Here is a 611-nt window from a genome sequence, read left to right on the forward strand (position 1 = left end):
GCCGATTCCGGGAGCGAGGCGAAGGGGGCCGCGCGGCGGACCATGGCCAGCAGATCGTCGAACTGCCAGGTGTCCAGGGCCGTCATGGCGACGATCTGCTGGGCGAGTACGTCCAGGGGGTTCGCGGGCACCCGCAGGGACTCGATGGCGCCCGAACGCATCCGCTCGGTCACCACGGCCGCCTGCACCAGATCGCCTCGGTACTTGGGGAAGACCACACCGGTGGAGACGGCGCCCACCTGGTGTCCGGCGCGGCCGACACGCTGGAGCCCGGAGGCCACCGAGGGCGGCGACTCCACCTGGACGACGAGATCGACGGCGCCCATGTCGATGCCCAGCTCCAGGCTGGAGGTGGCGACCACGGCGGGCAGCCGGCCCGCCTTCAGGTCCTCCTCGACCAGCGCGCGCTGTTCCTTGGACACCGAGCCGTGGTGGGCCCGGGCGATCACCGGGGGCGCGCCCTGGGCCGCGCCCGACCCGCCCATCAGCTGGGCAGGGGAGTGGTGCTCGGAAAGTGGCTCGCCCGTCGCGCGCTCGTACGCGATCTCGTTGAGCCGGTTGCACAGGCGTTCGGCCAGGCGGCGGGAGTTGGCGAAGACGATGGTGGAGCG

At 72.5% G+C, this 611-nt stretch carries 1 protein-coding gene; it reads right to left on the minus strand.

The window, feature by feature from the left end; all coding sequences use genetic code 11:
• On the minus strand, nucleotides 1–611 hold a 611-nt coding region (locus tag CTZ28_RS46430), incomplete at both ends, for a helicase-related protein (RefSeq protein ID WP_259472127.1).

This window comes from Streptomyces shenzhenensis, assembly GCF_003688995.1.
Taxonomy (GTDB): Bacteria; Actinomycetota; Actinomycetes; order Streptomycetales; family Streptomycetaceae; genus Streptomyces; species Streptomyces shenzhenensis_A.